Below are 23,605 nucleotides of genomic sequence, written 5' to 3' on the forward strand. Positions count from 1 at the left end.
TGCTCGCTCACGAGTTCATGAGTTCAGAGAGCCTGCTAGATCAGGAAGCCTGGTTGTTCATGAACTGCGAGATCTTCCACTCGCCGTCCTTCGACAGGATGAACAGCTCGCGGCGCGTCTCGTCCCCCTGCTTGCTCGTCGACCTGACGATGGCGTCCTCACTGCCGGCCGTACGGGCCTCGTCGATGGTGTGAGTGGCCTGCGCCTGGTCGTTCGACCCCTGAAGCTGCCCCTGGAACAGCGTGCGGATCGCCTGGGTGCCCTCCGCCGTGGCCTCCCCGTCCACGGCGACCACCGCGTCGTCGGCGAACGCGCTGACGACCTGGTCCACGTTGCCCGACTTGAGCGCGCTGAAGTAGCCCTGCACCACCGCCCGCGCCTGGCCGCCGGCGCCCCCGCCGCCGCCGGTGTCCGTCGCCGACGGGGAGGCGGAGTCCATGCCCGTGTCCGTCGGAGAGGCGGAGCCGGAGTCCGTCTCCTCGGGCGACATGGAGCCCGTGTCCGTGGGCGTGCCCGGGCTCGCCGCCCCCTTCATCGCCTGAGTGTTGCCGCCTCCCGCGGAGCAGCCCCCGACGAGGATGACGGGGACGATCGCGGCCAGCAGGAGTGCCCTGCGCTGAGAAATCTTGCTCATGGCCGCTTTGATGCCCCCGCCGGACCAGAGCGAATGCGCGGTTTATGCACTTCGCACGACGCCTTTACCTGGTCCCGGTATTACTCACGGTAACGGTTCACTGGAATTGGAGAGACCGTTCAGAGCTGCGATCGTTGCCGCACCGAGACCAGCCCGGCAGGAACCGCCTATAACGTCCGTCCAGTGCCGCGAACCCAGGCGAAACCCGAGCCCCTGCCTCACCGCGAGGACGCCGAACGCTGCGACAGCGTGGACTCCGACCGTCGCTGTGTGTTACCAGTGGCACACCGGAGCTCACACGTGTACCCACCGATAGAGGGCAGAGCATAGCCGCAGGACGCCCCGCGCGCAGCCCCCAACGACACAACCGCCGCACGCAGCGGCGGTTGTGTCGTGTACGGGGTCATGCGGGCGTCAGACGCTCACCTCCACGTACCCGTCCGCCACCCGCACGGCATAGACGGGCACCGACACCTTGTCCTCGTCCAGGCACATCCCGGACACCAGTGAGAACACCTGCTTGTGCAGCGGCGAGGCCACGGTCGGCTCGCCCTTCCTGGTGCCCACGATGCCGCGCGAGAGCACGTACGCCCCGCTGAACGGGTCCAGGTTGCCCAGTGCGTGCACCGCGCCGTCGTGGGTGCGGAAGACGGCCACCTGCAGGCCCTGCACGAGGGCACAGACACCGCGTTCGGGCAGCATGGCCGAGAAGTCGCAGACCGGCGTCCAGCTCATCACGCCATCACCGGCTTGATCTGGCCGCGCTCGCTGCCGAACACGATCGACGGGTCGGGGACGCCGGGCGCGTTGACGAAGCTGACGAACCGGCTCAGCTTCTCCGGGTCGTCCAGCGTCGCCTGCCACTCGTCGGCGTACGTGGCGATGTGGTTGTCCATCTGCGCGTCCAGGTCGGCGCAGATGCCGAGCGAGTCTTCCATGATCACCTCACGGAGGTAGCCGAGCCCGCCGTCGAGCGACTCGATCCAGGCGGCGGTGCGTTGCAGCCGGTCGGCGGTGCGGATGTAGAACATCAGGAACCGGTCGATGGTCCTGATCAGCTCGTCGGTGGTCAGGTCGTTCGCCAGGAGGTCGGCGTGGCGGGGCTTGAAGCCGCCGTTGCCGCCGACGTAGAGGTTCCAGCCCTGCTCGGTGGCGATGATCCCGAAGTCCTTCGACCTGGCCTCCGCGCACTCGCGGGCGCAGCCGGAGACGGCCGACTTGAGCTTGTGCGGCGAGCGCAGGCCGCGGTAGCGCAGCTCCAGCGCGATGGCCATGCCCACCGAGTCCTGCACGCCGTAGCGGCACCAGGTGGAGCCCACGCACGACTTCACCGTGCGCAGCGCCTTGCCGTAGGCGTGCCCTGACTCGAAACCGGCGTCCACGAGCCGCTGCCAGATCTCCGGGAGCTGCTCGACCCGGGCGCCGAACAGGTCGATCCGCTGCCCACCGGTGATCTTGGTGTAGAGGCCGAAGTCGCGGGCCACCTCGCCGATCACGATCAGCTTGTCGGGCGTGATCTCGCCGCCGGGGATGCGCGGGACGACCGAGTAGGTGCCGTTCTTCTGGATGTTGGCGAGGAAGGCGTCGTTGGTGTCCTGCAGCGCGGCCCGCTCGCCTTCGAGCACGTGCCCGTTGTGCAGCGAGGCCAGGATCGAGGCCACGGCCGGCTTGCAGATGTCGCAGCCCCTGCCCTGCCCGTGCTCGGAGATGAGCTGGGAGAACGTGGCGATCTTACGGACCCGTACGATGTCGAACAGCTCGGCCCGCGAGTACGTGAAGTGCTCGCACAGCGCCTTGCTCACCTCGACGCCCGACTTCTCCAGCAGCTGCTTGAGCATCGGCACGCAGCTGCCGCAGGTGGTCCCGGCCCGGGTGCAGGCCTTGATCCCGGGCACGTCGGTGACGCCCTTGTCGCCGATGGCCGTACGGATGTCGCCCGCGCACACGTTGTTGCAGGAGCAGACCTGCGCGTCGTCGGGCAGGTCCAGGTTCGCCGCGCCCGAGCCGCTGAACAGCAGGTCGGACGGCGCGGCGGGCAACGGCTTGCCGACGAAGGGCCGCAGCGTCGTGTACGGCGAGGCGTCGCCCACGCAGATGCCGCCGAGCAGCGTCTGGGCGTCGTCGCTGATGAACAGGCGCTTGTAGACGCCGCCCACCGGGTCCATGTAGGTGACGTCGAGCGCCCCCGACATCGCCCCGAACTGGGCCACCTCCACACCGAGCAGCTTCAGTTTGGTGGACATGTCCGCGCCGTCGAAGGTCGAATGACCGCCGGTGATCCGGTCGGCCACCACCTCGGCCATCGAGTTGCACGGCCCGACCAGCCCGTAGATCATGCCTCCGGCCAGCGCGCACTCGCCGACCGCGTAGATGAACGGATCGGAGGTGCGCATCGCGGAGTCCACCACGATGCCGCCGCGCTCGCCCACGTCCAGCCCGGACGACCTGGCCAGCTCGTCACGCGGCCTGATGCCCGCGGAGAACACCACGACCTGCGACTCGACGAGCGTCCCGTCGGGCTTGAGCAGGCCCTTGACCTCCCCGTCGGGGCCGGTGACGATCTCCTGGACGCCGGTGCCCGCGTGCACGCTCAGCCCGAGCCCCTCGATGTGGGACTTCAGCACCGAGCCGCCGCCCTCGTCCACCTGCCGCGGCATCAGCCAGGGGCTCATCTCGATGATGTGCGCCTTGAGCCCGAGGGAGCGCAGCGCGTCGGCGGCCTCCAGGCCGAGCAGCCCACCGCCGACCACGACGCCCTCGACCGCGTCCTTGGCGGCCACCCTGATCGCGTCGAGGTCGTCGATCGTCCGGTAGACGTAGGCGTGCTCGGCCCCGGGGACCGGCGGCACGAACGGCGCGGACCCGGTGGCCAGCACCAGCACGTCGTACGGCTCGCTCACGCCGTCCGCGGTGGTGACCGTGCGCGCGTCCCTGTCGATCCCGGTGACACGCGTGCTCAGCCGCGTCACCGTGCCCTCGGGCACCGGGTAGGTGAGATCCTCCACGGTGGTGCCCGACAGGTAGGAGGTCAGCGCCACCCGGTCGTAGGCCGGGCGCGGCTCCTCCCCGATCACGGTGATCCGGCCGTCGAAGCCCTTGCTCACCAGGGTCTCGACGAGCCGGTGGGCCGTCGGACCGTATCCGACGACGACGATCCTGTTCATACGGAGATCCCTTCCTGCTCGCACAGCCAGCCGACGATGCCCTCCACGGCGTCGCGGCAAGTACCGCATCCGGTCGTGGCCCTGGTCGCGGCCGCGACTCCGGCCACGTCCCGAGCCCCGGCCTCCCAGCACGCCCTGATCTGGCCCTTGGTCACGTTGTTGCACTGGCAGACCTTGGCCGCGTCGGGCATGAGCACCGGGCTGTCGGCCACGGGAGCCGACGCCAGCCCGGGGAACAGCAGCCCGGCCCGGTCGCCCGGCACCGGCCCGCCACGGTCGAAGAGCTGGGTGAGCGTGCCGACGGCGTCGCTCTCGCCCAGCAGGATCGCGCCGACCAGCCGGCCGTCGCGGATGACGAGCTTGCGGTAGGTGCCGCGGGCCCGGTGGCTGAAGCGCACCACCTCGGCGTGCTCCTCGGTGAGCTGCGTCTCGCCCATCGCGGCCAGCTCGACGCTCCTGGCCTTGAGCCTGGTGACCAGCCGGGAGCCGCGGTAGAGGGCCTTGCCCCCGGTGATGACGTCCGCGGCCACGGCGGCCTGCTCCCAGGCGGGGGCGACCAGGCCGTACACGGTCCCGTCGTGCTCGGCGCACTCGCCGATCGCGAAGATCGACGGGTCGTCGGTGCGCAGCTCGTCGTCCACGACGACGCCGCGCCGCACCTCCAGCCCCGCCTCGGCGGCCAGCCCCGTCACGGGCCGCACGCCGCAGGCGAGCACGACGAGGTCGGCCTCGACCAGCTCGCCGCCGGCCAGCCGGACGCCGTCCGCCTGCACGGAGTCCGCGCTGACGCCGGTGCGGATCTCCACGCCGAGCCCGGCCAGCGTCTCCCCCAGCACCTCGCCCGCCTCGACGTCGAGCTGGCGCTCCATGAGGTGCCCGGCGAGGTGCAGCAGCGTCACGGGCAGGCCGCGCCCGGCCAGGCCGCGGGCGGCCTCGATGCCGAGCAGCCCGCCGCCGACGACCACGGCCCTGCGGGCCTGGTTCGCGGCTTGCATGATGCGCTCGCAGTCGTCCAGCGTGCGGAACGGGATGGCCCGCTCCACGCCCGGGAGCGGCGGCACGATGGCCTGGCTGCCGGTGGCCAGGACCAGCAGGTCGTACGGCTCGCGCCGCCCGTCCTCGGTCACGACGTGCCTGGTCTCCCTGTCGACGTGGGCGACCGGGCTGCCGAAGGCGGCGTTCACGTTGTGGGCGTCGTACCAGGAGGCGTCGAGCAGGCGCACCTGGTCGGGACGTGAGCTGCCGGCCAGCACGTTGGACAGCAGCACCCGGTTGTACGGCTGGCACGTCTCCGCGCCCAGCACGGTGATCCTCATGTGCGGGTCCCTGGCGCGCACCTCGCTGACGAGCCGTGATCCGGCCATTCCGTTGCCCACGACGACGAGCCTCATGAGTCCCTCTCCACCCTGACGGCGCACACCTTGAACTCCGGCATCTTCGACGTCGGGTCGAGCGCCGGGTTGGTCAGCCGGTTGGCGCCCTCCCAGTGGAAGGGCATGAACACGGTGTCGCGCCTGATGGCGTCGCTGATCCTGGCGACCGCCTTGGCCTCGCCCCGCCTGCTGGTGACGCGTACGACGTCGCCCGCGGTGATGCCGAGCTGCTCGGCGAGGTCGGGATGCAGCTCGACGAACGGCTCGGGCGCGGCCTTGACCAGGGCGGCGATCCTGCGCGTCTGCGCGCCGCTCTGGTAGTGGGCGAGCACCCGGCCGGTGGTCAGGTAGACGGGATAGTCGTCGTCGATCTCCTCGGCCGGGGGCCGGTGCTGGACGGGCACGAACCTGGCCAGGCCGTCCGGGGTGGCGAAGGAGTCGAGGAAGGGGCGCGGGGTGCCGGGGTGACCGGGCTCCGGGCAGGGCCAGAACACGCCGGCCTCCGCGGCGATGCGCTCGTAGGTGATGCCCGAGTAGTCGGCCAAGCCGCCCGCGCTGGCCCTGCGCAGCTCGTCGAACACCTCGGCCGGCTCGGTCGCGAGCGTGTGGCCGAGCCGTTCCGCCAGGCCCGCGAGCACCTCCAGGTCGCTCCTGACGCCCTCGGGCGGCGCGACGGCCTGGCGGCGGAGCAGGACGCGGCCTTCGAGGTTCGTCATGGTGCCGCTCTCCTCGGCCCACTGCGTGACGGGAAAGACCACGTCGGCCAGGACGGCGGTCTCCGACATCACGAAGTCGCAGGTCACCAGCAGGTCGAGGGCGCCGATGCGCTCGGCGACGTGCTCGGCGGCCGGGGCGGAGATGACCGGGTTGGAGCCGAACAGCAGCATCGCCCGCGGCCCGTCCGGGGTGCCGAGGGCGTCGAGCAGCTCGTACGCCGACCGCCCGGGCCCGGGAATGTCCTCGGGCCGCACTCCCCAGACGCCCGCCACGTGCTCGCGGGCCGCCGGATCGTCGATCTTGCGGTAGCCGGGGAGCTGGTCGGCCTTCTGGCCGTGCTCCCTGCCGCCCTGGCCGTTGCCCTGCCCGGTCACGCAGCCGTAGCCGGAGCCGTAGTTGCCGGGCAGGCCGAGCGCGAGCGCGAGGTTGATGAACGCGCTGACCGTGTCGGTCCCCTTGGCGTGCTGCTCGGCGCCGCGCCCGGTCAGGATGTAGGCGTTGCCGGCCGAGGCCAGCGCCCTGACCGCCTGCCGCATCCGGTAGACGGGCACCCCGGTGATCCGCTCGACCCGCTCCGGCCACCAGCCGGCCAGCGACGTGCGGACCTCGTCGAACCCGGTGGTCCTGGCGGCGACGTACGCCTCGTCCACGAGGTCGTCCGCGATGGCCAGGTGCAGCAGCCCGAGCGCGAGCGCCAGGTCGGTGCCGGGCGTGGGCTGCAGGTGCAGCCAGGCCAGCTTGGCCGTCTGCGTACGCCGGGGATCGATGACGATCATGCGGGGCCCCGACAGGTGCCGGACGAACGGGGGCATGGTCTCCGCGACGTTCCCGCCGGCCAGGAGGACGACGTCGGCGTCGGCCAGGTCGGTGATCGGGAAGGGCATCCCGCGGTCCATGCCGAACGCCTTGGACGAGGCCGCGGCGGCCGACGACATGCAGAACCGGCCGTTGTAGTCGATCTGGCTGGTCCCGAGCACGACCCTGGCGAACTTGCCCAGGTGGTAGGCCTTCTCGTTGGTCAGGCCGCCGCCGCCGAACACGGCCACGGCGTCGGGGCCGTGCTCGGCGCGGATGGCGGACAGGCGATAGGCCACGTAGTCGAGCGCCACGTCCCATTCCACGGGCTCGCCGTGCAGGAGCGGGGTGGTCAGGCGCTCGCCGTTCGTGAGCAGCTCGCCCGCCGTCCAGCCCTTCTGGCACAGTGCGCCGGAAGCATTGGCGGGGATGTCGGTCCTGGGCTGGATGGCCAGCCCGGGACCGATCTCCATACCGCACTGCAGGGCGCAGTACGGGCAGTGCGTCTTCACGGGCGCACCCACGGGATCAGACCCTGGCATGAGCGAGGCTCTCCACGACCTTGACGCCGACCTTGCGGGTGTAGCACCACCAGGTCAGGGACAGGCAGGCCAGGTAGAAGACGCCGAAGGCGAGGAAGGCGGGCGCGGGGCTGCCGGTCGCGGCGAACGCCATGCCGAACGCCCGGTTGATGAGGAACCCGCCGAGCGCCCCGACCGCCGAGATGATGCCGATGGCGGCCGACGCCTGGCGCTTGCCGTACATCAGGGCCTCTTCACCCTCACCCCGCTCGGCCACCGCCTTGGCCTGGAAGATGGCCGGGATCATCCGGTACGTGGAGCCGTTGCCGATGCCCGAGGTGAGGAACAGGAGCTGGAAGGACAGGAAGAACAGCCAGAAGTTGCCCGAGGTGCTGGCCGCCCAGACCAGCAGCACGCCGCCGCCCATCCCGGCGAAGTTCCACAGCGTGACCGGGGCGCCGCCGAGCCTGTCGGCCAGCCAGCCGCCCACCGGCCTGATCAGCGAGCCGACCAGCGGCCCGGCGAAGGCCACCGCGGCGAACGGCGCCTCCGGGAAGAGGCTCTTGCTCAGCAGCGGGAAGGCCGTGGAGTAGCCGATGAATGAGCCGAACGTCCCGATGTACAGGAACGACATGATCCACGTCTGGGCCTTGCCCGCCACCGCGAGCTGCTCGCGCGGGTCGGCCTTGGCGCTGGTCAGGTTGTCCATGAAGAACCAGGCGCAGGCGGCGGCCACGACGATGAACGGGATCCAGAACCAGCCGGCGGCGGCCAGTCCGAGCGAGCCGATCACCAGCGGCATGACGAGCTGGACCGAGCTGACGCCGACGTTGCCGCCCGCCGCGTTCAGCCCCAGCGCCACGCCCTGCTTGGTGCGCGGGTAGAAGTAGGTGATGTTGGCCATGCTGGAGGCGAAGTTCCCGCCGCCGACCCCGGCCAGGGCCGCGATCACGAGGAACAGCCAGTACGGCGTGCCCGGGTTGTTCACCGCCACGCCGAGGAGCACGGCGGGAATCAGCAGCAGCAGCGCGCTGACCACGGTGAAGTTGCGCCCGCCGAACCTGGCGGGGCCGAACGTGTACGGGACCCGCAGCACCGAGCCGATCAGGTTCGGCAGCGCGACCAGCCAGAAGAGCTGGTCGGTGGTGAACTCGTACGCCCCCATCTTCGTGGCGACGATGCTCCACAACGTCCACACGGTGAAGCCGAGATGCTCGGCAGCGATGGAGAAGATCAGGTTGCGTCGTGCGACGGACTTGCCTGATCTCTCCCAGAAGGCTGGGTCATCGGGGTGCCACTCGGCGATCCAGCGCGCCATGGAGCTCTCCTACGTTCGTCGTCCGGGGATCCCCAACGTAGGAAGCTCGCGTTACGCACTCTGACAATCCGTGGCTGTGCGCTCGTTACGTGTGATTCACCTCGGTAACAAGCCACGCACAAGTGTCACGGAGGAAACCTGCCCGTAATGATCGGTTACCTGGCCCCCGCCCGGGTAACAGCACTCAGAGCAAGGGGGGAACATGATCAAAAAGCTCCATGAAATGGGCATCAAGTCAGGTCACGCGTACACCGCGGGCTTCTGCTCGATCGGCCTGTCCTTCGCGACGTGGCTCATGTCGAGGAATGTCGAGCGGGCCGGCCTCGACCGGGCCGACCGCTGGGGGATCTTCATCGGCCACTGGGCGCCGACGTTCTTCGCGCTCGGGGTGGCGCTCCGCATGGAGGAGACGCACCACGACCTCGAAGAGCAGGAGATGGGGATGTTCGACAGCGCCGAAGGCACGCGATCCAGGTCGCATGCCGGCGTGTGACCTAATATGTCACGCAGGTCACGTCACTGTGCGTGACCTGCGTGCCCTTACCGGGAGGCCAGCCGCTGGAGCGGCTCGTCGGTGAGCCGGTACTTCAGCCACTCGTCCTGGCGCACCGCGCCGAGCTTGTCGTAGAACCCGATGCTCGGCTCGTTCCAGTCGAGGACCGCCCATTCGAGTCGCTGATATCCGCGTTCGGCGCAGATCCCGGCCAGTTCGCCCATCAGGGCCAGGCCGTGGCCGCCGCCGCGGTGCTGGGGACGTACGTAGAGGTCTTCCATGTAGACGCCGTGCACGCCCCGCCAGGTGGAGAACGTCAGGAACCACAGTGTGAAGCCGGCCACCTCGCCGTCGTGCTCGGCGATGTGCACGAAGGCGGCGGGCTTGTCGCAGAAGAGCGTGGCGCGCAGCCCCTCCTCGGTCGCGCGCACCTCGTGCGCGGCCTTCTCGTATTCGGCGAGTTCACGGATCATACTGACGATCTCGGGGACATCGGCGGGGGTGGCGGGACGAATCATGGCATTCAGCGTACGGGCAGGTGAGAGCTGGTCAGCGCCGGGCGGGCGGCGCGACTGGTATACCGCTTCAATCTTTTCCGGCCCGAACTCTTTCCGGATTGAACCCAATGCGGGGTGCCGGACGTCCTACTCCTAGAACGGTATTCGGGGAACCGTCGGAACGCTCAGCCCAGATGACCGACAGGGGAGCGGAAACTGTGGGCGTTGCACAAGAGCTTGGGGTGCTCGCGCCTTCGAGCTCACATCTCAGACTGGCGCTCGTGCTGGGCGAGCGCGCCCTCTTCGTGAACGGCGATCTTCAGACCGCGCGGCGCTGGTTCGACCTGGCCTACCGCCAGGCCGAGCAGTGCGGGGATCCGCCGGCGCTGGCGCGGGCGGCACTCGGGCTCGGCGGGGTGTGGGTGCACGAGCACCGCACGTCCGCCGAGACGGAGACGGTGCGCGCCCGGCAGCGGCACGCGCTGTCACTGATCGACCCCTGCTCGCCGGTGGCGCTGCGATTACGCGTCCGGATGCGTGGTGAGGAGGACTACCGCGCCGGCGAGCACGCCGCGATGCTCCGGCTGCTGGCGCAGGCGCGCGGCTCGGGCGACGCGCTGGCGCTGGCGGAGGCGCTGAGCCTGGCGCACCACTGCCTGCTCGGCCCCGAGCACGCGGCCCTCAGGCTGGAGCTGGCCAGGGAGCTGATCGGCCAGGCCGCCGTCACCGAGCGCAGGGGCGACCTGCTGATGGGCCTGCTGTGGCGGACGGTGGACCTCTACCTGGCCGCGGACCCGCACGCGGAACGTGCCCTGGAGGAGCTGCGCGGCCTCCTGTCCGACCACGCCCACCTCGCGGTCGGGTACGTGCTCAACGCGATCGACGTCATGCTGACCATCCGCGCCGGCCGCTTCGACGAGGCGGAGAAGCACGCGGGCGAGTGCTTCGAGCGCGGCGTCACGGCCGGCGACATGGACGCGACCGGCTGGTACGGCGGCCAGCTCGGCGCCATCCGCTGGTACCAGGGCCGCACCGCCGAGCTCCTGCCGCTGCTCACGGACCTGGTCAGCTCGCCCACGCTCAGCCCGATCGACAACTCCTATCTGGCCGCAGTGGCGCTGTGCGCGGCCACGGCGGGCGAGCGCCGGCTGGCGGCCGGCCACCTGGCCAGGCTGCGCGGGCGGGATCTGGCGGACCTGCCCAGGTCGAGCACGTGGCTGACCTCGATGTACTGCATCGTGGAGACCGCCCACCTGCTGCAGGACGCGGACACGGCGGCGGCCGCGTACGCGTTGCTGACGCCGTACGCGGGGCTGCCGGTGATCGCCAGCCTCGGCGTGGCCTGCCTCGGCTCCGTGCAGCACTCGCTGGGCATGGCCGCGCTCACCACCGGCGACCTGGACCGGGCCGTCGAGCACCTGCGGGCCGCCGTGCGCGCGAACCTCGCGCTGGGCCACTGGCCGGCGGCCACGCTGTCGCGCTGCCGGCTCGGGCAGGCGATGGCGCTGCGCAGCGGGCCGCAGCACAAGGCGGCGCGCGTGGAGCAGGCCACCGCCGCGCAGGAGGCGCGCGACCTGGGCATGGTGCTGCCCGCCGTGGTCGGCAGGGCGACCACGGTGCGCGAGGCCTGCCGCATCCGCAGGCACGGCCGGCACTGGCAGGTCGAGCTGGGCGGGCGGCTGGTGCTGGTCGACCACAGCGTGGGCATGACGCACCTGGCCACGCTGATCGCCAACCCCGGACAGGAGATCCTGGCCGCCGACCTGGCCGCGGGAACGTGGACGCGGGAGGCGGAGAGCACCTCTCCCGTCCAGCCGCTGCTCGACGACCTGGCCAGGGACACCTACCGACAACGGCTGGCCCAGTTGCAGGACGAGATCGACGAGCTGGAGTCGATGCACGACCTGGAACGGGCGGCGGCGCTGCGGCTGGAGCGCGAGTGGCTGGTGTCCGAGCTGACCGCCGCGACGGGCATCGGGGGACGGCCGCGGCCGTTCACGGGGAGCGAGGAGCGGGCCAGGATCGCGGTCGGCAAGGCCATCAGGCGGGCGCTGTCACGCATCGTCGCGGTGGACATGGCGATCGGCGAGGAGCTGCGGGCGACCGTACAGACGGGGCTGCGCTGCTGTTACCGGCCCAGATAGGCACATGGAACGGAATGTCACGCCCTCAGGTGAGGGGGCCACATAGCACTTTTCACCTGGGGGATCTTTTATGCGCAATCCGCAAAGACTCAACGTGCCGATCCATCTCGAACGGGATCTGCCCGAACCGCTGCAGGACCAGCTCACCGCCCAGCTCCGGCGGGCCATCCTGCGCGGGCAGCTCACGGCCCGCACCCGGATGCCGTCCACCCGCACCCTGTCCGAGGTGCTCGGGATCTCACGCGGGGTCGCGCTGGCGGCCTACGAGACGCTGCTGGCCGAGGGGTACATCGCCGGCCGGCGCGGCTCCGGCACGTACGTTTCGGGCCGGGCTCCCACGGCGGCGGCCGGCCCGCCGGCGCCCGCCCGCGCACCCGCCCGCGCGCCCGTCTCGGGCGCGACGGTCGTCGACCTGCGCTCCGACCGGCCGAGCGGGCAGGCGTTCCCGCTGGCCGCGTGGCGGGCGGCATGGCGGCGGGCCAGCCACCAGGCGCCGCCGCTGGAGGAGCCGCCCGCGGCCGGGCTGCCCGAGCTGCGCGCGGCGATCACCGCGCACCTGCGCGAGTCCCGCGGCCTGGTGCTCGACGGCCACGAGGTGGTCGTCACGGCCGGGTACGCCGACGCGCTGGAGCTCCTGCTGCGGGCGCAGGGCCGGCCCGCCCCGGTCATCGCCCTGGAGGATCCCGCGCCGCCGCACCTCAGGATCGCCCTCGGCCGGCTCGGCACCGTGCTGCCGCTGCGCACCGACGGCTCGGGCGCGCGGCCCGACCTGATCCCCGCCGCCTGCGACGTGGTGGCCGTCCTGCCGGAACGCGGGAACCCGCTCGGCGCCCGCATGCCGATCGAACGGCGCCGCGCCCTGGCCGCGTGGGCGCGCGAGAGCGGCGGGCTGGTGCTGGAGCCCGCGTTCGACGGCCTGTTCAACGCCGCGCTCAGCCCGCGGCCCAGTGTCCTGGCCGTGGGAGAGACCTGGTCGACGGCCATGGTGGGGTCGTTCTGCGATGTCCTGACGCCGACGCTGCGCCTGTCGTACGCGGTCGTGCCGCGCCATCTGGCGGCGGAGATCGAGGAGGGCATGTCGGCCGGGCACGGCCAGCCGTCGTTCACGTGCCAGCTCGCGGTGACCGACCTGCTGTCGTCCGGCTGCGTGTCCAGGCGCGTGGAGCGGCTGTCGGCCCTGTACGAGGCCAAGCGGGCGCTCGTACGCCAGACGCTCGGGGCCTATCCCGAGACCCGGCTGCTCGGCGCGGACACCGGCGCCGGCGCCACGCTGCTGCTGCCGGTGCACGTCAAGGCGGAGTCGGTGGTCGCGGGGCTGCTCGAACGCCGGATCCAGGTGGCCGGGCTGGCGGACTTCCACCATCCGCGCAGCGTCCCGAAGAACGGCTTCGTCTTCGGCTTCGGCCATCTGGACGCGGTCACCCTGCGCAGGACGCTGCACACGATCACCAGGACGCTCGACGACCACCGCCTGGCCCGCCGCACGGCCGCCTAGCCTGCCGGGCTAGTGACACGAGCGGCTGAAGGGGCGCACCGTCCATGAGGAATCGGGGCTCACTATCCCACTGAACGGGAGATCTCATGAACAAGCTCCTTGCGCTGCTCGTCCTCGTCCCGCTGGCGGGCCCGCTCTCCGGCCAACCGGCGGGGCCGCCGGACGTGGACGCCGTCCGGTCCTGGAACGACGCGGCCCTGGAGGTCGTACGCCTGGAGCGGGCCACCGACTCCGATGCCGCGCGGACGTACGCGATGGTCAACATCGGCATGTACGACGCCGTCAACGGCATCGCCTCGGCGCGCCGGGACCGGGCCAGGGCGCACGCGTTACGCGACCAGAAGGGCGCCCCCGCGCAGGGCGACCAGCAGGCCGCGGCCCTGGCGGCGGGCCACGCCGTGCTCAGCCGCCTCTATCCGGGCCAGGCGCAGCGGCTCTCCGACCGGCTGACGGCCGACCTGGCCCGATTAGGGACGGGGCCGCGCGTCACCGCCGGGCGCGCCTGGGGGCAGACCGTGGGCGCGGACGTGTTCGCGGCCAGGCAGGGCGACGGATCGTCCCCGGTGGAGAGCCAGCCCGCGGGCTCGGGGCCCGGCGTGTTCGCCCAGGCCTGGTCCGGGGTCCAGTACCGGAACATGACCCCGTTCGGGATCGCCGCGGCGGCCCCGTACACCGGCGGCGGCCCGCCCGCGCTGACGAGCCTGGACTACGCGGCGGCCTTCGCCGAGGTCGATCTGCTCGGTGACGCCGCCATCCCGGACGCGGACAAGTCGGCCGTGTTCCAGTACTGGTCGCTGCCCGCGGGCAGCGACCAGCCGCCCGGCGAGTGGATCAAGATCGCGCTGGGCGTGGACCGGCCGCTGACCCTGCCGGACAAGGCGCGGCTGTTCGCCCTGCTCGGGATGGCGCTGGCCGACACGTCGATCCCGACGGTCCTGACCAAGTTCACCTTCCGCCACTGGCGGCCGCAGGCGGCGATCCAGCAGGCGGGGGCGGACGGGAACCCGTACACCGAGCAGGACGAGACCTGGCGGGCACGGGCGGGCAGCGCGGGCAGCTCGCCCGAGTACATCTCGGGCCACAGCTCGTTCAGCGGCGCGGGCGCGGCCGTCCTGGCGGGCTTCTTCTGCGCCGACCGGATCCCCTTCACGCTGGTCACCGACTCGGCGCCGGTCGATCCGGCGACGGGACAGCCGTGGCGGCGGCGGTTCGCGAGCTTCTCGGCGGCGGCGGCCGACGCGGGGCGCTCGCGCGTGCTCGGCGGGCTGCACTTCTCCTTCAGCAACCTCGACGGGCTGGCCATGGGCAGGGACGTCGCGGCCGAGGTGCTCGACAGGAAGCTGCTGCTGCGCTCAGGCCCGACCCACGTCGGAGCCTGCCCACGCTGAGCGATCAGCCCCTGGCACGTCGGAAGCCTGCTCGCGCGTCGGGGCCTGCCCACGCCGAGCGGTCGGCTGCACTCGCCTGACCTGCGGTTATTCGGCGGGCGAGGCGCGCTGCCGCATGCCGTGCGACCGGTCCACTACCGGTGGGGAACGACCGTTCTCTGGATCTGTGCCCACTCCCCCGCCGCGACGCAAGGTGATGGAGGTGGCCGCGCCGACGCGGCTCGCACCTCGCCCCTCCACCACCCTGGGGGCGGGGTGCGGTTTTCCAGCGAAAAGGTGACAAGCATGCTGTTCCGCACCCTCGCCATCGGAGCCGTGGCCCTGACGGCCCTGCTCCCCGCCGCCGCGGCTGCGGCTGCGGCTGCGGCTTCCAGCTCGGCGGCTGCTGCTTCCAGCTCGGCCGCGGACGACGTCTACCTCGTCGCCGGCTTACGCGGCGCGAACCAGGTGGGTACGCCCGGAGACCCGGACGGCCTGTCCACGGTCGCGCTCAAGATCTCCGGCACCGAGGTCTCGTTCGCCATCCGGTGGGACAAGGTGGACGTGCCGAAGTCCGCGCACCTCCACATCGGCGCCAAGGGCACGAACGGCGCCATCCAGCTCGACCTGATCGACGGCCAGTTGCCGAGGACCGCGCTGGGCGTGGCCGGGACGACCAAGGCCGACCCCGCCGTCGTCGCCGCGCTCGTGGCCAACCCGAACGGCTTCTACGCGGACCTGCACAACGCCGCGTTCGGGGACGGCGCTGTGCGCGGGCAGTTCCACCGGCTCAACAGGAAGATCGACCTGCGCGGCGTGCTGCACGGCGCGGACCAGGCCACGATCTCCTCCTCGAACGACGGCTGGTGGCTGCGGCCCGCGAGCGCGTCGTCGATGGCCTACACCGCCACCTGGTCGGGCATCCTGCCACCGGTCAGCGGCAGCATCGAGCGCGTCTCCCCGCAGGCCGAGCTGTTCGAGGACCCCGACGGCCTGCAGCCGAACCTGACCGGGATCGCCGGCGAGGCCCCGGTCGACCCGGTGCTGCTGCGTGGCATCCTGGCCGCACCGCAGAACTTCGCGGGCGTCCTGCGCAGCCTCGAAGGCGGCGTCGTGAGCGAGCGGCTGTCGCCCAAGGCACCCGTGCATCCGCGGGCGCTGACCGCTGACGTGCTGCTCGGGGCGCAGATCTACGCCTGCACCCAGCAGGGCGGGACGACCGCGTTCACCCAGTTCGACGTGTCCGCGAAGCTGCGCCGCAGCATCGACCACAGCTTCGTCCAGCCCGTCGCCGGCCCGCCGCAGTGGGTCGCGCCCGACCACAGCGCCGTGCGCGGCACGGTCGTCACCAGGACGCCGAACGGCGCGGGCAACATCCCCGAGCTCGTACTCGACGCCACCCAGGCGGGCGCGGGCACCGGTCTGCTCGCTCAGGCCACGCAGATCCTGCGCCTGAACACCAAGGGCGGCGTGGCTCCCACGGGCACCTGCACGCTGGGCAAGAAGGCATCCGTGATCTACAACGCCGACTATCTCTTCCTCGGCTAAAGTGCTCGTTCGTGACCGAATCGCTGCTCGAAGCCTATGACCGCACCCGCCGGTGGATCCCCGAGTGGATCCCCGGCGGGCTCGTCTATGAGCTGGACGGCCCCCTGCTGCGGATCACCGGCATGTTCCGGGGATTCGTCGAAGGGCCGCCCGTGATCGAGTCCGCAGGGCTCGACGACCTGATCGCCCGCCAGTGCGCCTTTTTCGCGGCTCGCGGCGAGGGCTTCGAGTGGAAGACCCGGTCCCACGACCTGCCCGCCGACCTGCCGGAGCGGCTCGTGCGCCACGGGTTCGTCGCGGAGGAGCCAGAGACGGTCCTCGTCGGCCTGGCCGCGAAGCTCCAGGACGAGCCGCCGCTGCCCGCGGGGGTGACGATCCGGCGGGTCACCGCTCCTGAGGACCTGCGGGCGATCGCCGCCATGGAGTCCGTCGTCTGGGGCGAGGACTGGAGCTGGCTGGGCGACGACCTGATCAGGCGCGTCAGCGACGGCCCGGACGCCATCGCGGTGCTGGTGGCGGAGGCCGAGGGGCAGATCGTGTCGGCCGCCTGGCTCGTGCTGAAGCCCGGCACCGCCTTCGCCGGGCTGTGGGGCGGCTCGACGCTGCGGGAGTGGCGAGGACGCGGCATCTACCGCGCCCTCGTGGCGTACCGGGCCAGGCTGGCGGTGGCGGCGGGCGTGGAATATCTCCAGGTGGACGCCTCGGAGGACAGCCGGCCGATCCTCCAGCGGCTCGGCCTCCACGCGATCACCACCACCACGCCCTACATCTGGACCCCCTGACCACCGCCGGACCCTGAGGTCCTGATCGGGCTCAGGACCCCAGGCCGGCCCAGGACCCCAGCCGGCTCACGACGCCTGGTCGTCGCCGCCGCGGACGAAGCCGTTGACGATCATCGGCAGCGACGCGTCCAGCCCGACGACGTTGAGCACCCGCTCGTCCTCCGGATCGCCGATCGAGTATCCGGCCGCCGTCATCGCCGCGACCACCACGCTGACCCGCGGGTTCAGCGCTCGCCGGTATCTCGCCAGCGCCTGGACCGGATGCGACCGCCCGGCCCAGGTCTCGTTGTCGGTGAGGACCACGATCCCGTCGGCCGCCATCCGCTCACGAACCGCCCAGGTGAACGGCAGCGACAGATCGGTGCCCCCGCCGGAGGGCCGCCAGGCGGCGATCTCCCGCAGGTTCGTCCGGGGTGTCACCTTCGACGCGTGCACAGCGGTGTCGACGTCGATGACGTGCACGCCGCCGCGTTCGATCCTGGCCAGCATGACGGCCATGGCGCACGCGAGCTCGTACACCGTGCCCAGGGGCGAGCCGCCCAGGCTGACGCCGTTCGTCATGGAGCCCGAGGAGTCGACGGCGACGAGCAGCCGCTTGCCGGTCGGCTCGACGTACCCGAAGGAAAGCTCGTAAGCCTCCTCCAGCGCGTCCCTGACGGCCGGGACCGGCTGCCACCGCTGGACCTCGGCCTGCGGGTGCGGCCGGGCCTGGCCCGAGCCGTACACGCGCAGCGCGAGGAAGACGTCCATCGGGTGGATCCGGGCCTTGGCCAGCGCGTCGCCGCTGGTCAGGCGCGCGGCGACGCGTCGCGTCGCGTCGCCGCGCGGCTTGAGCGCGCCGATGCGCGTCATCCGCGCCAAGTTGCGCAGCAGCGCCGTCATCCCGACGGTGCCGACGAGGGCCTCCCAGACGGCGGGCTCGGCCAGCATCGCGTCGGGCAGGAACTCCCACGGCACGTTGCGTTCGCTCACCACGCGCACCGCCTCGGCGACGCCGGTGACGGCCTTCGCGGTCAGGAACCTGTCGACGGCGGGCAGCACCTCACGCGCCCGCTCGTCGGGGACGTTCCCGGCGATCCACCCGAACAGCACCTTGCGCTGCTCGCTCTCGGCGACGGGGTGCGCGATGCGCAGCACGTCGCGCAGGCTGAACGCCTCGCCCTGCGGCGTCCTGCGCTGCGCGGCCTTGCACGCCTTGAACGCCACGTCGTCCGGCGTCCCCTCCAGGAGCCAGGACCCGAGCGCCGAGCGCACCGACCGCCCGGTCACCGGCGAGGCGCCGCGCGCGGTCGGCTTGCCGCCGAGGTTCTTGAAGTAGCCGAAGAACTGGGCGAGATGGTCGGTGGTGCGGGCCACCTTCGGCAGGGCGAGCTTCGCGGCCTGGCGCGTCGCCTGGTCGCCCGTGGCGTAGGCGGCGGCCAGCGCGAACAGCGCCGGGCGCGGCTTCGGAGCGCGCGGCGGGCGCGCGGTGGAGATGGCCGTGAGCAGCGCGACCACCCGCGGCCCGTCCTCGCGGATCGCGTCGAACAGGACGCCGGTGTTCCTGGCGGTGAGCTCGCTCTCCCGCACGTAGTAGGTGCCGCCCGTGGTGCCGAGGATCAGGAAGTCCTCCAGCTTGGTCCACAGGTCCTTGGCGAACACGAACCCGCCGCCGTCGTTGCGCACTTGCTCGGGCCGTCCGGGCAGGCGCCGCGACTGCGGGGTGTCGAGGGCCGATACGGACGCGAGCGGATCACGAGCCATGGGGACCTCCTTCGCCGAAGGCTGGTGAGAGGGGGCGCGGATGTGGGGATGCCCACCGGGTTATTCAGCTGCTCTGCCAGGCTGAGCTACACCCGGCGATCGACTCGCCGCGCGACGGGATTCGAACCCGCAACCCGCTGATCCAAGATAACCGGCGGGCTTCGACCCGCGCCCCTTCAAGAACGGTACTCACAACGGCATCCCGGCACGACCGAATATCGGGCGGGCCGGACGGCACCGCCTGCACGGTGACCTGCCGCCATCCGGGAGACTGGGTCCCAGACATCTGCCACGAACAGGAGATCCACCCCATGGAACACCGCGTGTTGGGACGTACAGGACGCCAGGTCGGCGTCGTCGGCCTCGGCGCCTGGCAGCTCGGTGCCGACTGGGGCCAGGTGACCGAGGCGGAGGCCGTCGCCACCCTGGAGGCGGCCGTGGACGCGGGCGTCACCTTCATCGACACCGCCGACGTCTACGGCGACGGTCGCAGCGAGCAGATCGTCGGCCGCTTCGCCAAGGACCGTCCCGGGCTGACCGTGGCCACCAAGATGGGCCGCCGCCTGGAGCAGGTCCCGGCGAACTACGTCATGTCCAACTTCCGCGCCTGGAACGAGCGCTCACGACGGAACCTGGGCGTCGACACCATCGACCTGGTCCAGCTCCACTGCCCGCCGACGCCCGTCTACTCGTCGGACGAGGTGTTCGACGCGCTGGACACGCTGGTGTCCGAGAAGAAGATCGCCGCGTACGGGGTCAGCGTGGAGACGTGCGAGGAGGCGCTGACCGCGATCGCCAGGCCCGGCGTGGCGAGCGTCCAGATCATCCTGAACGCCTTCCGCCTCAAGCCCCTGGAGCAGGTGCTGCCCGCCGCGCGGGCCGCCGGAGTGGGCATCGTCGCGCGGGTCCCGCTGGCCAGCGGCCTGCTGTCGGGCCGGTACGACGAGCACACCACGTTCGGGGCCGACGACCATCGCAGCTACAACCGGCACGGGGAGGCGTTCGACGTCGGCGAGACGTTCTCGGGCGTGGACTTCGCCACCGGCCTGGAGGCGGTCCGCCGCCTGACTCCCCTGGTGCCCGAGGGGGCGACCATGGCGCAGTTCGCGTTGCGTTGGATCCTCGGCCAGGAGGGGGTCTCGGTCGTCATCCCCGGCGCCCGCAACCCCGCCCAGGCGACCGCCAACGCCTCCGCCGCCGCCCTGCCCCCGCTCGGCGCCGAGTCCCTGGACGCGGTCCGCGCCACGTACGACGAGCTCATCCGCCCGCAGGTCCACGACCGCTGGTAGCGGCCCATTGACGCGGCCGCCCATCGCCTTTACCTTTAGGAAACTTTCCTAAGCATTCTCGCCCGCTCCCCCCTTCCCAAGGAGCCTCCATGAACGCGAGAAAATGGGCGGCCGCCGCCGCGACGACCTTCCTGACCGCCACCGCGCTCGTCGGCGCCGCCCCCAGCGCCCTCGCCACCCCTGCGAACTGCAGCTACCAGCTCGACACCCAGCAACGCGGGGCCTTCAGCCAGTGCACCACCGGCACCGGCGAGCACCGGATCCGCGTCCTGCAGAAGCACTTCCTGCCGGAAGTGGGCCTGATCCCGATCGAGGGCCCGTGGCAGCCGGTCGGCACCATCTCCTACACCGGAATCACGCCGCACACCACGATCAGCATCTGGGTGGAGACCCGCGGCTGACCCCGGGCCCGCTCCCGGGCGGTGCCGCACTCCAGGGGATACACCTTGTGCGCCGGCCGCACCGTCGTCCCGCCCGCCGCCCCTGCGCCCAGGACGTTCGGCGCATTCAGTGACATTTGACCTTCGTTCCAGTTAAATGTCCGGTGATCAGGCAAAGGGCGGGAGCGGTGGATGAAGCACGCGGCTGGCCGGGTGGTCTCCCCCGTCCTGATCGGCCGTGCGGCGGAGCTGGAGCGGCTGGTCGCGGCGGCGGTGGCCGCGCCGTCGGTCACCGTGGTCGAGGGCGAGGCGGGCATCGGCAAGTCCCGCCTGGTCGCCGAGCTGGCGGCCCGCCCCGAGCTGGCCGGACTGCGGTTGCTCAAGGGCGGCTGCGGCCAGGTCAGGGAGCCGTTCCCGCTGGGGCCGATCGTGGAGGCGTTACGCGGTCGCGCCGCCGACCTGGAGGGTCTGACGTTGTCCCCGGTGGCGGGCTCGTTACGGGCGCTGCTGCCCGAGCTCGGCACGGTGCTGCCCGACCCGCTGCCGCCGCTGGAGGATCGGGCCGCCGAGCGGCACCGGCTGTTCCGCGGGCTGGCCGACGTGCTGGCCGCGCTGGGACCGGCCGTCCTCGTGGTCGAGGATCTGCACTGGGGTGACGAGCAGACGGTCGAGTTCCTCGGCTACCTGGTGGGCGCGCTCCCTGACGCGCTCAGCGTGGTGCTCACGTACCGGGGCGAGGAGGCCGACGCCGCGCTGAGGGCGGTGACGGCGCGCCCGCCCGACCCGGTCGGGCGCGAGCATCTCGTGCTGCGGCCCCTGGACGTGGCGGCCACCCGGGCGCTGGCCTCGGCCATCCTCGACGCGGAGGAGGTGTCGGCCGAGTTCGCCACGCATCTGTGCGCCCGGTCGTCCGGGCTGCCGCTGGCGATCCAGGAGCTGCTGGCGTTGCTGCGCTCACGCGGCGCGCTGATCAGGTGGGAGGGCGGCTGGGCCCGCCGCGCGCTGGACGAGCTGGACGTGCCCGCCGGGGTCCTGGCCTCCGTTCAGGAACGGGTGGCGGGGCTGCCGGACCGGGCGCGGGCGGTGATCCAGGCGGCGGCCGTGCTCCAGCTCCCGGTGCCGGCCGCGCTGCTCGCCGAGGTGGCCGGACTGCCCGACCTCGAAGGGCTGGACGCGGCGCTCGACTCGGGGCTGCTCACCGAGCGCGACGGGACGGTGGGCTTCCGCCACGTGCTGGCGGCGCAGGCCGTCTACGAGGGCGTCCCGCTGGGCCGCCGCCAGTCTCTGCACGCGGGCGCCGCGCGGGCGGTGCGCGCGCTGCGCCCGGTGCCGCTCGGGCAGGTGGCGCACCACCTGCGGCACGCGGGCCGGTCGGCGGAGTGGGTGGCGGCCGCCGTCACGGCCGCCGGGCACGCGACCGCGCTGGGCAACGACGCCGAGGCGGCCCGCCTGCTGGAGGACGTGCTCAGGCATGCCGACCTGGAGCCGGTACGGCGCGCGGAGCTGACCATCCGTCTCGGCTGGGTGGCGCTCAACGTGCTGCGCGTGCCCGCGATCGCCGAGCTGCTCGCCGAGGCGATCCATCAGGACCTGCCCAAGCGCGTACGCGGCGAGCTGCGCCTTTTGCAGGGCCTGAACATCGACGTGACCCGGGTCGACCAGCTGCGGATCCGCCAGGTGTTCGTGGACGCGATCGACGACCTGGAGGAGCTGCCCGAGTACGCGGCCTGGGCCATGGTGGGACTGGGCGTCCCGACCATCACGGACCGCCCGCTCGACGAGCGGATGGCCTGGCTCGACCGCGCCCTGGCCACCCTGCCGCCCGACGGCGACAAGGACACCCGCCTGCTGGTGCTGGGCAAGATCGCGATGGTGTTCGTCGTGGTCGGCGACCCCCGCTGGACCGAGCTGACCGACCGCATCGTCGAGGAGACGGGCGGCCGCGCCGCCAGCCGGCAGGAGGCCGTCGCCTACAAGTCCGTCGGCGGCACGGCCATGCTGACCGGCCACCACCGTACGGCCGAACGCCTGCTGGAGGCGGCCCTCGACCGGGGCAGGAGCTCGCGCGCCTCACGCGCCGACGAGTTCCGGTTCAGGCTGGACATCGCCATGGTGCGCTACCTCAGCGGCTCCTGGGACACCGCCCTGACTCAGGAGATCGGCACGCTGCGCGACGAGTACGCCGACCGGCCGGCCGAACGCATCCAGGTGAGCAGCGTCGCCGCCTGCCTGGCCGCCGCCCCCGGCCGGCTCGATGCCGCGCACGACCAGCTGCTCGACGTGATCCACGAGGCGCACGCCCGGGGAGACATCGACCTGCTGCCCCTTCCCGTGACCATGCTGCTGAGGCTGGCCGCCGCCCGCGGCGCGGCGGAATCCGCGCTCGCGGAGACGGCGGCAGCGGTCCTGGCCTGGGAGGCCAAGGATCTCTGGCCGGTCGGCGTGCGAGCCGTTCCCGCGCTGGCCGAGGCGATGCTGTCGGCGCGACGGCCGGACGAGGCGGCCGCGCTGGCCGGCCGGTACGAGGCCCGGCTGAGCGGGCTGGACGCGCCGCTGGCCGGGCCGGCGCTCGCGTACGCCCGCGGGCTGTTCGACATGTCCGCCGGGCAGTGGGCGGGGGCGGCCGGGCGATTCGCCGCCGCGGCCGACGCCTATGGGCGGCTGCCGGCCGCGTACGAGGAGGCCCAGGCCGTGGAGCAGGCGGCGGCGTGCCTGTTCGAGCTGGGCGACCCGGCGGCCGGGAGCACCCTGGACCGGGCGATCACCGCGTACACGCGGCTGGATGCCCGCTGGGACCTGGACCGGGCCACGCGGCTCGGGCGGCGCTGGGGTCTGCGGCCCGTCGCCCGGGTACGTCCCGCCGAGAGCGGCCACGAGCATCCGCCGGGCCTGTCGGCCAGGCAGCTCCAGGTCGCCCGGCTGGCCGCGGCCGGGCTGACCAACCAGGAGATCGCCCGGCAGATGTTCCTGTCGCCGAAGACCGTCGACAAACATCTCGGCATGGCCATGCGCAAGCTCGGGGCGCGATCACGCACCGAGCTGGCCCACCGCCTGCCGGGCCGTACGGACACCTGACCCCAGCGGCCGGGAAATGGGGTGTTCACCCCAGTCCCACCCCATACCTCCGCCACCGCCGGCACGGCGACTCTTGATCCATGCCCGCGAACGAGCCCGTGCGCCACGACAGCGCACCCGACCCAGAACCGTCCCGGGACCCGGAAGACGACCTGCCGGACGGAACAAAGCCGCCGGACGACGCCGTCACGGAGGCGCCCCGGCCTCCCGAAGGCTTCGAGCCGATCTGACCCCCCATCGAAAGGCGAAGCACCCCTCATGAACGTGCAA

At 72.1% G+C, this 23,605-nt stretch carries 18 protein-coding genes; 10 read left to right on the top strand and 8 right to left on the bottom strand.

Annotated features, from left to right (window positions below; translation table 11 throughout):
• Nucleotides 1-40: 40 nt before the first annotated feature.
• The 6 genes from ABEA43_RS50805 to ABEA43_RS50830 all read right to left on the bottom strand — a co-directional run bounded on the left by ABEA43_RS50805 (nucleotide 41) and on the right by ABEA43_RS50830 (nucleotide 8,522).
• The gene (locus ABEA43_RS50805; RefSeq protein WP_345573346.1) at nucleotides 41-634 is read right to left on the bottom strand and encodes a YybH family protein; all 594 of its coding nucleotides are present in this window, start codon (nucleotides 632-634) and stop codon (nucleotides 41-43) included.
• A gap of 414 nt (nucleotides 635-1,048) precedes the next feature.
• On the bottom strand, nucleotides 1,049-1,369 hold the full coding sequence (nirD, locus tag ABEA43_RS50810; RefSeq protein WP_345573348.1) for a nitrite reductase small subunit NirD: 321 nt from the start codon (nucleotides 1,367-1,369) through the stop codon (nucleotides 1,049-1,051).
• Nucleotides 1,369-3,798 carry a nitrite reductase large subunit NirB gene (nirB, locus tag ABEA43_RS50815; RefSeq protein ID WP_345573350.1) on the bottom strand — a complete coding sequence of 810 codons (2,430 nt, stop codon included), beginning with the start codon at nucleotides 3,796-3,798 and terminating at the stop codon, nucleotides 1,369-1,371. The genes nirD and nirB overlap by 1 nt, the downstream gene beginning before the upstream one ends.
• On the bottom strand, nucleotides 3,795-5,189 hold the full coding sequence (locus ABEA43_RS50820) for an FAD-dependent oxidoreductase (RefSeq protein WP_345573352.1): 1,395 nt from the start codon (nucleotides 5,187-5,189) through the stop codon (nucleotides 3,795-3,797). Before ABEA43_RS50820 ends, nirB begins: the two co-directional genes overlap by 4 nt.
• Nucleotides 5,186-7,225: a molybdopterin oxidoreductase family protein gene (locus tag ABEA43_RS50825; protein WP_345573355.1), complete on the bottom strand. Its 2,040-nt coding sequence runs from the start codon at nucleotides 7,223-7,225 to the stop codon at nucleotides 5,186-5,188. Before ABEA43_RS50825 ends, ABEA43_RS50820 begins: the two co-directional genes overlap by 4 nt.
• Nucleotides 7,212-8,522, bottom strand: a complete 1,311-nt coding sequence (locus ABEA43_RS50830) for an MFS transporter (protein WP_345573357.1) — start codon at nucleotides 8,520-8,522, stop codon at nucleotides 7,212-7,214. The genes ABEA43_RS50825 and ABEA43_RS50830 overlap by 14 nt, the downstream gene beginning before the upstream one ends.
• A gap of 202 nt (nucleotides 8,523-8,724) precedes the next feature.
• On the opposite strand from ABEA43_RS50830, the gene ABEA43_RS50835 reads away from it, so the two are divergent.
• Nucleotides 8,725-9,015: a hypothetical protein gene (locus ABEA43_RS50835; RefSeq protein ID WP_345573359.1), complete on the top strand. Its 291-nt coding sequence runs from the start codon at nucleotides 8,725-8,727 to the stop codon at nucleotides 9,013-9,015.
• A 47-nt stretch (nucleotides 9,016-9,062) separates the two neighbouring features.
• On the opposite strand, the gene ABEA43_RS50840 is transcribed toward ABEA43_RS50835, so the two are convergent.
• Nucleotides 9,063-9,533: a GNAT family N-acetyltransferase gene (locus tag ABEA43_RS50840; RefSeq protein WP_345573361.1), complete on the bottom strand. Its 471-nt coding sequence runs from the start codon at nucleotides 9,531-9,533 to the stop codon at nucleotides 9,063-9,065.
• 260 nt (nucleotides 9,534-9,793) lie between these two features.
• On the opposite strand from ABEA43_RS50840, the gene ABEA43_RS50845 reads away from it, so the two are divergent.
• The 5 genes from ABEA43_RS50845 (at nucleotide 9,794) to ABEA43_RS50865 (ending at nucleotide 16,848) form a co-directional block, all read left to right on the top strand.
• Complete coding sequence (locus ABEA43_RS50845) at nucleotides 9,794-11,656, top strand: hypothetical protein (RefSeq protein WP_345573363.1); 1,863 nt, start codon at nucleotides 9,794-9,796, stop codon at nucleotides 11,654-11,656.
• A 70-nt stretch (nucleotides 11,657-11,726) separates the two neighbouring features.
• The gene (locus tag ABEA43_RS50850; protein WP_345573365.1) at nucleotides 11,727-13,151 is read left to right on the top strand and encodes an aminotransferase-like domain-containing protein; all 1,425 of its coding nucleotides are present in this window, start codon (nucleotides 11,727-11,729) and stop codon (nucleotides 13,149-13,151) included.
• Nucleotides 13,152-13,237: 86 nt separating this feature from the next.
• Complete coding sequence (locus tag ABEA43_RS50855; RefSeq protein ID WP_345573367.1) at nucleotides 13,238-14,539, top strand: vanadium-dependent haloperoxidase; 1,302 nt, start codon at nucleotides 13,238-13,240, stop codon at nucleotides 14,537-14,539.
• A 285-nt stretch (nucleotides 14,540-14,824) separates the two neighbouring features.
• A complete protein-coding gene (locus tag ABEA43_RS50860) occupies nucleotides 14,825-16,066 on the top strand; it encodes a CHRD domain-containing protein (RefSeq protein WP_345573369.1) in 1,242 nt (413 codons plus the stop codon).
• Between the two features lie 11 nt (nucleotides 16,067-16,077).
• The gene (locus ABEA43_RS50865; RefSeq protein ID WP_345573371.1) at nucleotides 16,078-16,848 is read left to right on the top strand and encodes a GNAT family N-acetyltransferase; all 771 of its coding nucleotides are present in this window, start codon (nucleotides 16,078-16,080) and stop codon (nucleotides 16,846-16,848) included.
• Between the two features lie 66 nt (nucleotides 16,849-16,914).
• Here the strand turns inward: ABEA43_RS50865 and ABEA43_RS50870 are convergent, their stop codons facing one another.
• Nucleotides 16,915-18,591 (bottom strand): TROVE domain-containing protein, encoded by a 1,677-nt coding sequence (locus ABEA43_RS50870; protein WP_345573373.1) that lies wholly within the window; start codon nucleotides 18,589-18,591, stop codon nucleotides 16,915-16,917.
• A gap of 311 nt (nucleotides 18,592-18,902) precedes the next feature.
• Between ABEA43_RS50870 and ABEA43_RS50875 the strand changes: the two genes are divergently transcribed.
• The 4 genes from ABEA43_RS50875 to ABEA43_RS50890 all read left to right on the top strand — a co-directional run bounded on the left by ABEA43_RS50875 (nucleotide 18,903) and on the right by ABEA43_RS50890 (nucleotide 23,565).
• Nucleotides 18,903-19,880: an aldo/keto reductase gene (locus ABEA43_RS50875; protein ID WP_345573376.1), complete on the top strand. Its 978-nt coding sequence runs from the start codon at nucleotides 18,903-18,905 to the stop codon at nucleotides 19,878-19,880.
• Nucleotides 19,881-19,969: 89 nt separating this feature from the next.
• Nucleotides 19,970-20,281: a hypothetical protein gene (locus tag ABEA43_RS50880; RefSeq protein WP_345573378.1), complete on the top strand. Its 312-nt coding sequence runs from the start codon at nucleotides 19,970-19,972 to the stop codon at nucleotides 20,279-20,281.
• 171 nt (nucleotides 20,282-20,452) lie between these two features.
• On the top strand, nucleotides 20,453-23,335 hold the full coding sequence (locus ABEA43_RS50885; protein WP_345573380.1) for a helix-turn-helix transcriptional regulator: 2,883 nt from the start codon (nucleotides 20,453-20,455) through the stop codon (nucleotides 23,333-23,335).
• Between the two features lie 80 nt (nucleotides 23,336-23,415).
• Nucleotides 23,416-23,565 (top strand): hypothetical protein, encoded by a 150-nt coding sequence (locus ABEA43_RS50890; RefSeq protein ID WP_345573382.1) that lies wholly within the window; start codon nucleotides 23,416-23,418, stop codon nucleotides 23,563-23,565.
• Nucleotides 23,566-23,605 lie beyond the last annotated feature (40 nt).

The organism is Nonomuraea rosea, from assembly GCF_039539705.1.
In the GTDB taxonomy this organism is placed as follows: domain Bacteria; phylum Actinomycetota; class Actinomycetes; order Streptosporangiales; family Streptosporangiaceae; genus Nonomuraea; species Nonomuraea rosea.

Coding starts and splice junctions, on each gene's coding strand:
- ABEA43_RS50805 (WP_345573346.1), bottom strand. CDS start 634: ATGAGCAAGATTTCTCAGCGCAGGGCACTCCTGCTGGCCGCGATCGTC.
- nirD (WP_345573348.1), bottom strand. CDS start 1,369: ATGAGCTGGACGCCGGTCTGCGACTTCTCGGCCATGCTGCCCGAACGC.
- nirB (WP_345573350.1), bottom strand. CDS start 3,798: ATGAACAGGATCGTCGTCGTCGGATACGGTCCGACGGCCCACCGGCTC.
- ABEA43_RS50820 (WP_345573352.1), bottom strand. CDS start 5,189: ATGAGGCTCGTCGTCGTGGGCAACGGAATGGCCGGATCACGGCTCGTC.
- ABEA43_RS50825 (WP_345573355.1), bottom strand. CDS start 7,225: ATGCCAGGGTCTGATCCCGTGGGTGCGCCCGTGAAGACGCACTGCCCG.
- ABEA43_RS50830 (WP_345573357.1), bottom strand. CDS start 8,522: ATGGCGCGCTGGATCGCCGAGTGGCACCCCGATGACCCAGCCTTCTGG.
- ABEA43_RS50835 (WP_345573359.1), top strand. CDS start 8,725: ATGATCAAAAAGCTCCATGAAATGGGCATCAAGTCAGGTCACGCGTAC.
- ABEA43_RS50840 (WP_345573361.1), bottom strand. CDS start 9,533: ATGATTCGTCCCGCCACCCCCGCCGATGTCCCCGAGATCGTCAGTATG.
- ABEA43_RS50850 (WP_345573365.1), top strand. CDS start 11,727: ATGCGCAATCCGCAAAGACTCAACGTGCCGATCCATCTCGAACGGGAT.
- ABEA43_RS50855 (WP_345573367.1), top strand. CDS start 13,238: ATGAACAAGCTCCTTGCGCTGCTCGTCCTCGTCCCGCTGGCGGGCCCG.
- ABEA43_RS50860 (WP_345573369.1), top strand. CDS start 14,825: ATGCTGTTCCGCACCCTCGCCATCGGAGCCGTGGCCCTGACGGCCCTG.
- ABEA43_RS50870 (WP_345573373.1), bottom strand. CDS start 18,591: ATGGCTCGTGATCCGCTCGCGTCCGTATCGGCCCTCGACACCCCGCAG.
- ABEA43_RS50875 (WP_345573376.1), top strand. CDS start 18,903: ATGGAACACCGCGTGTTGGGACGTACAGGACGCCAGGTCGGCGTCGTC.
- ABEA43_RS50880 (WP_345573378.1), top strand. CDS start 19,970: ATGAACGCGAGAAAATGGGCGGCCGCCGCCGCGACGACCTTCCTGACC.
- ABEA43_RS50885 (WP_345573380.1), top strand. CDS start 20,453: ATGAAGCACGCGGCTGGCCGGGTGGTCTCCCCCGTCCTGATCGGCCGT.
- ABEA43_RS50890 (WP_345573382.1), top strand. CDS start 23,416: ATGCCCGCGAACGAGCCCGTGCGCCACGACAGCGCACCCGACCCAGAA.